Genomic DNA, 7,744 nt, shown 5'->3' with positions numbered 1-7,744 from the left:
AACCGGGCGGGGGAGACCGCGGATGAGCACCAGGAGCGACGGGTAGGTCGCGGGGCGGGGGCGGTCGGGGTCGGTGAGCCAGCGGCGGATCCAGTGTTCCTGGTCGGCGTCGGTGCCGCCGATGAGCAGGGGTGCGAGGGCGCGGGCCTGGGGTTCGAGGGGGATGGCGGGATCGGTCCAGGCGGTGGCCATGGCGCGGTACTGGGCGGATTCCTCGACTGTGTTGGCGCGGGCTGTGGTCGAGGCGAGGACCAGGGCCCTGGTGCGGTCGGGGTAGCGCAGGGCGAAACGCAGGGCCGTGTAGCCGCCCTGGCTCATGCCGCCGAGGATGACGGGGTCCGTGATGCCCAGATGGTCGAGTACCGAGGCGATGTCGTCGGCCAGGTCCCAGTAGGTGAACGGTTCGTCGGGGTCGCTGACGGTCTCGCCGAAACCGCGCGCGTCGACGGCGATCACCCGCAGTCCCGCGGCGGTGAGTCGCGCGGTGGTGCGGTCGAACATCGTTGCGTCCATGAGGAATCCGTGCGACAGCACGATCGGCTCGCCGCTGCCGGTGTCGGTGAAATGGATGACGGAACTGTCGCGCTGCACGGGCATGAGCACGAGGGTAACCGTGGGTGCGCGCGGCCGGATCCGTCGGCGAATTGTTGCGCGTTCTGTGCACAGCGGCGACCCGACTCGGGCAAACTTTCGGCAGACGTTTGGTGAGAGGACCCCGATGCACCGTGTTCCCCGCTCAATTCGCTGGCTCCTCGGTGTCCTCGGAGTCGTGGTCCTGGTGGTCGCGGCGGGGATGGATGCCAACCGGTCGGGGCACGGTGCCGATGCGCGGGCCAAGCTGACGGTCATCGCGCCCGCCGCCGCGGGCGGTGGCTGGGACCTGGTGGCCCGCGAAGCCCAGCAGGCGCTGCGTGGCGACGGGATCGTCAACAACGTGCAGGTGGTGAACGTGCCCGGCGCGGGCGGCACGATCGGGCTCGGTCAGTTGTCCACGCAGACCGGGGTGGCGACGACGATTATGGTCACGGGCACCGTGATGATGGGTGGCATCGCACGCAACGGCTCGCCCGTGGAGCTCGCCGATATGACGCCGATCGCCCGGCTCGCCGAGGACTTCGAAGTGATCGTCGTCCCCGCCGATTCGCCCTATCGCACCCTCGACGACCTGATCCGCGACTGGCGAGCCAACCCCGCCACCACACCGGTCGGCGGCGGATCGGCCGGCGGGATCGACCACATGCTCGCCGCCCAGCTGGCCGAGGCCGCGGGCATCCCCGCCGCCCAGGTGCGCTACGCCGCGTACGCCGGCGGCGGCGAGCTGACGATCAACCTGCTCTCGACCGCCCCGGGCACCCCTGGCATCGGGATCAGCGGTTTCAACGACTTCCGCGACCTGATCGAAGACGGCAGGTTGCGGCCGCTGGCCGTGGTCGCGCCCGGCCGGCTGCCCGGACTCGAAGCGACCCCGACCATGGCCGAGGCCGGATACCCGCAGGTGGATCTCGTGAACTGGCGCGGGTTCGTGGCCCCACCGGGGTTGAGCGAGCAGGAGCAGAAGGAGCTGATCGACATCGTCACCGAGATGACCCGCACCGAGAGCTGGCGCGACGCCGTCGCCCGCAACCGGTGGCAGGAGACGTTCCTGGCAGGCGAACCGTTCCGACAGTTCCTCGCCGAGGAACAGACGCGGATCACCGAGATCGTCGAAGACCTGGGGCTGTCGTGAGTACCACCGAACCCGAACCGGCGTCGGTGTCACGCTCGTGGTGGCGGCCCGGGTGGAGCGCGCTCATCATGCCGCTGCTGCTGGTCGCGCTGGCGGCGTTCCTGTTCGCCGGTATCGCCGACATGGAGGTGGCGGACGAGAGCGAACTGTTCGGCCCGAAAACGGTGCCGCTGCTTGCCGCGGTGCTGTGCCTGGTCTTCGCGGTGCTGTTGGCGGTGAGCGTGATCCGCAGGCCGGAGATCCCGCTCGACGAGAACGGCCGCCCGATCATCGGCCTGTCCAGCAATTGGCGTGGCACCGGCATCACCTTCGCGTCGCTGGTCATGTTCGCGGTGCTGCTCCTCCCGGCCGGGTGGATCATCGCGGGCGCGGTGACGTTCTGGGGTGTCACCATCGGCCTCGGCAGCAGGCGGTACGGGCTCAATATCCTTGTCGGCCTTGCCCTGTCCTCGACCATCCAGTTGGTTTTCGGCGGTCTGCTCGGTATCAGCTTGCCGCCCGGCGTGATGGGACTGTTCTAGATGAACGAGATCGCAAACCTGTTGGAGGGTTTCGGCAGCGTACTGACCCCGGTGAATCTGCTCTACGTGGTGCTCGGCTGCGTGATCGGCACCGCTGTCGGCGTGCTGCCCGGGCTCGGTTCGGCGATGGCGGTGGCGCTGTTGCTGCCGGTGACGTTCACGCTCGACCCGCTGGCCGCGCTGGTGATGATGGCCGCCATCTACTTCGGTGGTCTGTTCGGTGATTCGATCTCCGGCATCCTGATGAACACACCCGGCAACTCCACCGCAATAGCGACGTCCATCGAGGGCCACCGGATGGCGCTCAACGGCCGCGCCCCACAGGCCTTGGCGGCCGCGGCGGTCGGAGCGTTCTTCGGTGGGCTGATCGCGACCGTGCTCGTGGTGTTCTTCGCGCCGCACCTGGCGAATCTGGCGACCAGGTTCGGTCCGGGAGAGTATTTCGCGCTGGCGGTCTTCGCGTTCGTCGCGATCTCGGTGGTGGTGTCGGATTCGGTGCTCAAAGGCATTGCCGCACTGCTCATCGGCTTGGCGCTGTCTGTGATCGGCACCGATCAGGTGAGCGGGGCGCAGCGGTTCACCTTCGGCAGTGTGGAACTGTTCGACGGGGTGAGCGTCGTGGTGATCACGGTGTCCATGCTCGCCATCGGTGAAGTCCTGTACGTCGCGTCCCGGATCGGGCGACCCGACGACCGCACGCTCATCGCCCCGCAGGGACGGCCCTACCTGACGCGCTCGGAGTTCCGGGAAATGGTGCCGGCGATGGCCCGTGGCACGGCCTTCGGTGTGCCGTTCGGTGTGATTCCCGCAGGCGGCGCGGAGGTGCCGACCTTCCTCGCCTACGGTGCCGAGCAACGATTGGACCGCCGCAGCCGCAAGCCGAAGTTCGGTACGGGCGCGATCCGCGGTGTGGCCGCACCGGAAGCGGCGGGCAACGCCACCGCGGGCACCGCGATGGGCGCGCTGCTCGCGCTCGGCCTGCCGACCTCGGCGACGGCGGCGATGCTGCTCGCCGCGTTCCAGCAGTACGGAATGCAGCCGGGCCCACTGCTTTTCAGCCGCAACGGCGACCTGGTGTGGGCGCTGATGGCGAGCCTGTTCATCGGCATGATCGTGCTGCTGATCCTGAACATGCCCTTCGCCCGGCTCTGGGCGAATCTGCTGAAGATCCCGCGCGAATACCTGTACGCGGGGATCGCCGTGTTCGCGTGTTTCGGTGTGTACGCTGCGGCGGCATCGATCGTCGACGTGGTGTTCATGCTGGTGCTCGGCGCGATCGGTTTCGCGATGCGCCGCTACGACGTGCCGATCGCCCCGGTGCTCATCGCGGTGATCCTCGGGCCACTGGCGGAGACCTCGTTGCGGGCCGCGATGAACAACTCGGGCAACGACCCCCTGACGCTGGTGAGCACCCCGATCACGATCACGCTGTACGTGCTGCTGGCAGGCGTCGTCGCCATCGGTGTGTTCAACAAATTGAAGCTGCGCCGCGGCGTGCGCGCCGACGCGCCGGAATGACCCCGGCGAGGCGGACGACTACCACCCTGGAACTCGTTGGACGTTTGCTGTGCGCCGATCAGTCGGTGACGTAGCCGTTGAGGCTGTTGCGCAGATCTGTGAGCACGGCGCGCGCGGCGGTGAGGCCGGTGGTGTGCCAGATCTTGTCGTCCACGGCGAAGACCCGGCGATCCGTCGCGGCGCCCAGATTCTCGAATTCCTTCGAGCGCAGCACCTTCTTGCCATGTTCCTCGCCGTCGGGGCCGTCGAACATCACGTAGATGATGTCGCCCTCGGCCTTGGTCGAGAAGTCGTCGGGGGTGATGTCGAACGAAGTGCCGCGCTGCGCCTGCGGACGCTGCACACCGGCATCCGAAAGGACCTGGGCGGCAAAGGTTTCCGATCCCTGCACCTGGATCGTGTCGGCGGTGAAACGCAGCACCGAGGCCTGGGACTGGTTCGCGTGCAGCGCGGTGCCGACGTCCTCGGCCTCGGTGAGATAGGACTGCAGGGCACTGTCGGCGGCGGCGGTGCGGCCCATACCGGCGGCATAGGCGACGAAATCGGACTGCCAGCTGCCGCCGCTGCCGACCAGCACGGTCGGGGCGATCGCACGCAGCGCCTCGTAACCGCCTGCGTCAGGGGGGACATCGCCGAGGATGAGGTCGGGCTTCAGTTCGGCGACGCGCGCCGGGTCGGGCGCGCCGATCGGGCCGACACTCGGCACCTTCAGCACGCCGTACCCGAGGTACATCGGCTGCGGACGTTCACCGTCGAGCGTCACCGCGCCCGCGACCCGCTCCCACAGACCGAGCGCACACGCCGCGTCGAGAGCGGAACTGGTGAGCACGACGATGCGCTGCGGGTCGGCAGGCACCTCCGTGACCCCGGCCGAATGCGTGACCGAGCGGGTACCCGACCCCGCGTCGGGTGCGCTCGGCGTCGGACATGCGGTCGCCGTATCGCGGTCGGCGCCGACCACACCGGCACCGGCGATATTGGTCGTGGTGCGGATGATCGTGCTCGCGTCGTCGTGCTTGTCCGCGCAACCCGCGCTCACCACGACGACGCACAGCAACGCGGCGACGACGAGCGCGCCCCGCGAGCGGTCACGACGACCCTGCGTGGCGGTGCGACGGAATCGGGTGCGTTCTCGGGCGCTCACCGGCATGCGCACGAGGGTACTGGGTTGGGTCGGCGGGCCTGCCGGGGGCCGAGGGTCGTTGCGGAACTAATCGTCCGCAGACGTGCGACCACCTATCGCACCTGCTGATGGACCGGTCGAATGCCGCGCGGCTCGGTGGCAGTTCGCGATCAGCCGAAGCCGATGACCTCGGAGTCGTTACTCTGGCGGTCGGTCGAGATCACCAGCAAGGATCCTGAGGTGGTGGCGACCCACGGGTCCGCGTATGGACCGGCGGCCACGAGTACGGCTCGGCTCTCGCGGCCGGTCGACCGGTCCCAGGTCCGCAGCTTGTATCCGTCGTCCCAGTTCAGCATGACGATCTGGTCGGTGAGCAGCGCCGAGCGCTTGTCGTGAAGCACCCGCCGGTCCTGGGGCGTGGACATTTCGAGTTCGGTCGACATGGCGGCGTCGGCTGTCGACTGCGCTGCCCAGAGCTCGCGCAGTCCTTGCCGGTCCGGGTTGTAGCTGACCAGGGCTGCGGTGCTGTCCGCTACGTCCACGTCGCTGTCATCGCGCGTCGACACGACGACGCTCGAAGTCAGCGGCTGGTCCGGTCGCACGAAGATTTCGGTGTCCGCCCCCTCCCGCCAGCGCTTCACCCAGACGACGCCGCTGTCGAAAACGCGGACGTCGATATCGAAATCTTGCTTTGCCCCTGGAGTGGGGAAGCTGCGCTGGTCGCGAACCTCTCCGGACATCGGATCGAACGCGGTGACGACCACCGTCGCATCCCCTCCTGCGTCACACATCACCACACGGTAGATCGCTGTCGTAGTGGTGGCGACATGCGGCGGCCTGGCGGTGCAGGCGTCCGATTCGCCTGGGATGCGCCACATTTCACGCCCGGTCCTGGCGTCGTAGCGGGTCACCCGCCCGAGCGAGTCGGAGGCTGTGGCCAGCAAGTGTCCCTCGGCCACGGAACGAGAATCGCGAGCGAAATCCCCTCCGGTCCAGAGCAGTTCGCCGGTGGCGGCGTCGAATGCCAGCCAGCCGATGTTCGCCCAGTTGGTCAGCACGACGTCCTCGGCGCGCAGGTAGATCGTCTGGTCGTACGCGTGCCACACGCTGTCGGTGCTGATATCGCTGCGCCGGTAGTGCCACCGTTCGGTTCCCGTCGCCCCGTCGTACTGCGTGAGGCCCGCAGGCGTCGCGACGACGAAACCGCTTCGGGTGACGAGGATTCGGTGACCCAGATCGGGTTCGGCAGGGATCTGGAGCCGGAACTTCTCGGACCCGAGTACCGCGGGCGCGGCAGCCTCCGGTGCCGCTGCGGCGGTGACGTGATCGCCGGCGACGCTGTCGTCCCCGAAGCGGACCGCGCCGCCCGCGGCGCCGAGCACCGGGATCACGCCGACGACGAGCGCCGCCACCAGCGCCCACCAACGCGGCGCCGGGCCGGTCGGCTTCACCACGAACACGAAGATCAGCAATGCGCCCGAGATGGCGAGGGCGAGCGATGCGATCGCGGACGATGCCCGGGGTGTCACGACGAAGTCCGAGGTCAGCCGCTGATAGGTCGACGGGATGTCCGCCGCAACCGCGAACCACAGGCCCCCACCGAGGACGAAGAGTATCGCCAGTACACCGCCCGCACCGACACTCGCGGCACGCTCGTCACCGCGACGCCCGAGAGCGAACACCACCGCACCGGTCAGCGCCGCGGCGCCCGCGACGACGAGGGTTCCCCGGATCAGACGGAACGGGAAATCGGCGGTCTCGCTGAAGTCGCCGTTGAACGGCACCGGAATCGGCGCCGCTACGAACTGGCTGTAGAGCGCGAGCGCCACACCCCCGGCGAGGAGTACGGCACCGACCAGACCGGCGAGTATCGGTATCGACCGCAGTGCACGTGCGCGTTCGGTCGGCTGATCCTCGGACATCTTCCCCCACACAAGAACTCGTTCGCTACCGCCCCGCTCGGGCGTCGCGTCGAGACTAGCGCCGGGGGTGGCGACGCGGAAACGTCACCGCCTCGGTCAGCGGGCGGTGCTGCCGATGCTGAAGTGGGCGCCGGTGGGATCGGTGAGACCGACGGTCCTGCCGTAGGGCGTGGTCATCGGCTCGAAGACCAGCTTCGCGCCGAGGGACACGGCGAGCTCGGCCGTCTTGTCGGTGTCGTCGCTGCCGAAATACACCGCCCACGCGCCGGGTACTCCTTCGGGCAGATGGCCTTGCCCGTCCATCACCCCACCCAGCATCGGGGAGGTGGCGTGCAGGGTGGTGTAGCGGAATTCGTCGGTGTCGGCGACGGTGAAGGTGTCGTGCCAGCCGAACACCTCGCGGTAGAAGTCGAGCGACTGGGGGTAGGAGCGTGTCATGAGTTCGAACCAGGACGGCAGGCCTGCCGCGTCCTGCCAGACTCCGTCGGCGACCCGGCCGATCTCGCCGAAACCGGGGAACGGTCCCGGCTGCCACACGCCGACACCCACGCCGCCCACATCGGCCAGCACGGCCATCGTGCCGATACCGGGGATCTCCATCGCCTTCACGAACACGTTGCCACCCGCTTCGGCGGCCTTCTGTTCGGTGGCGGCCGCGTCGTCGGAGTGCAGGTAGACGGTCCAGCGGTCGGGGTACGGATCGCCCTCGTCCTCGATCCGGCTCATGGCACCGGCGACGGCGACGCCGTTCTTGCTGAACGTGGTGTACCCGCCGAACTCCGGCCCGCCGCGTTCGGCGGTCCAGCCGAACAGTTCGCCGTAGAAGGCGATGGCGCGGTCGAGATCGGAGGTGTAGAGGTCGATCCAGGTGGGATCGCCGGGTTGCGGGGTGAACTGCATGCTGACTCCTCGGCTGAAGGGACTTCGCAGACGG

At 68.6% G+C, this 7,744-nt stretch carries 7 protein-coding genes; 3 read left to right on the top strand and 4 right to left on the bottom strand.

Annotated elements, in window-relative coordinates:
• A partial coding sequence (locus HYG95_RS22755; protein WP_181700881.1) for an alpha/beta fold hydrolase occupies positions 1–597 on the bottom strand: 597 nt, incomplete at its 3' end.
• A gap of 121 nt (positions 598–718) precedes the next feature.
• On the opposite strand from HYG95_RS22755, the gene HYG95_RS22750 reads away from it, so the two are divergent.
• From HYG95_RS22750 to HYG95_RS22740, 3 genes are read left to right on the top strand one after another with little or no spacing between them, the layout of a single operon-like run.
• A complete protein-coding gene (locus tag HYG95_RS22750; protein WP_181700879.1) occupies positions 719–1,726 on the top strand; it encodes a tripartite tricarboxylate transporter substrate binding protein in 1,008 nt (335 codons plus the stop codon).
• Positions 1,723–2,247 (top strand): tripartite tricarboxylate transporter TctB family protein, encoded by a 525-nt coding sequence (locus HYG95_RS22745; protein WP_370465890.1) that lies wholly within the window; start codon positions 1,723–1,725, stop codon positions 2,245–2,247. Before HYG95_RS22750 ends, HYG95_RS22745 begins: the two co-directional genes overlap by 4 nt.
• A complete protein-coding gene (locus tag HYG95_RS22740) occupies positions 2,248–3,765 on the top strand; it encodes a tripartite tricarboxylate transporter permease (RefSeq protein ID WP_181700876.1) in 1,518 nt (505 codons plus the stop codon).
• A 58-nt stretch (positions 3,766–3,823) separates the two neighbouring features.
• On the opposite strand, the gene HYG95_RS22735 is transcribed toward HYG95_RS22740, so the two are convergent.
• The 3 genes from HYG95_RS22735 to HYG95_RS22725 form a co-directional block, all read right to left on the bottom strand.
• On the bottom strand, positions 3,824–4,915 hold the full coding sequence (locus HYG95_RS22735; protein WP_181700874.1) for an ABC transporter substrate-binding protein: 1,092 nt from the start codon (positions 4,913–4,915) through the stop codon (positions 3,824–3,826).
• Positions 4,916–5,058: 143 nt separating this feature from the next.
• Positions 5,059–6,810 (bottom strand): PQQ-binding-like beta-propeller repeat protein, encoded by a 1,752-nt coding sequence (locus tag HYG95_RS22730; RefSeq protein WP_181700872.1) that lies wholly within the window; start codon positions 6,808–6,810, stop codon positions 5,059–5,061.
• 96 nt (positions 6,811–6,906) lie between these two features.
• Positions 6,907–7,710, bottom strand: coding sequence for a VOC family protein (locus HYG95_RS22725; protein ID WP_181700870.1), 804 nt, complete (start codon positions 7,708–7,710; stop codon positions 6,907–6,909).
• Between the last annotated feature and the right edge of the window lie 34 nt (positions 7,711–7,744).

It is taken from the genome of Nocardia sp. GTS18, assembly GCF_013839555.1.
Lineage (GTDB): Bacteria > Actinomycetota > Actinomycetes > Mycobacteriales > Mycobacteriaceae > Nocardia > Nocardia rosealba.
The sequence above is the reverse complement of the archived record's forward strand: the minus strand, read 5'-3'. Positions and strand labels throughout refer to the sequence as shown.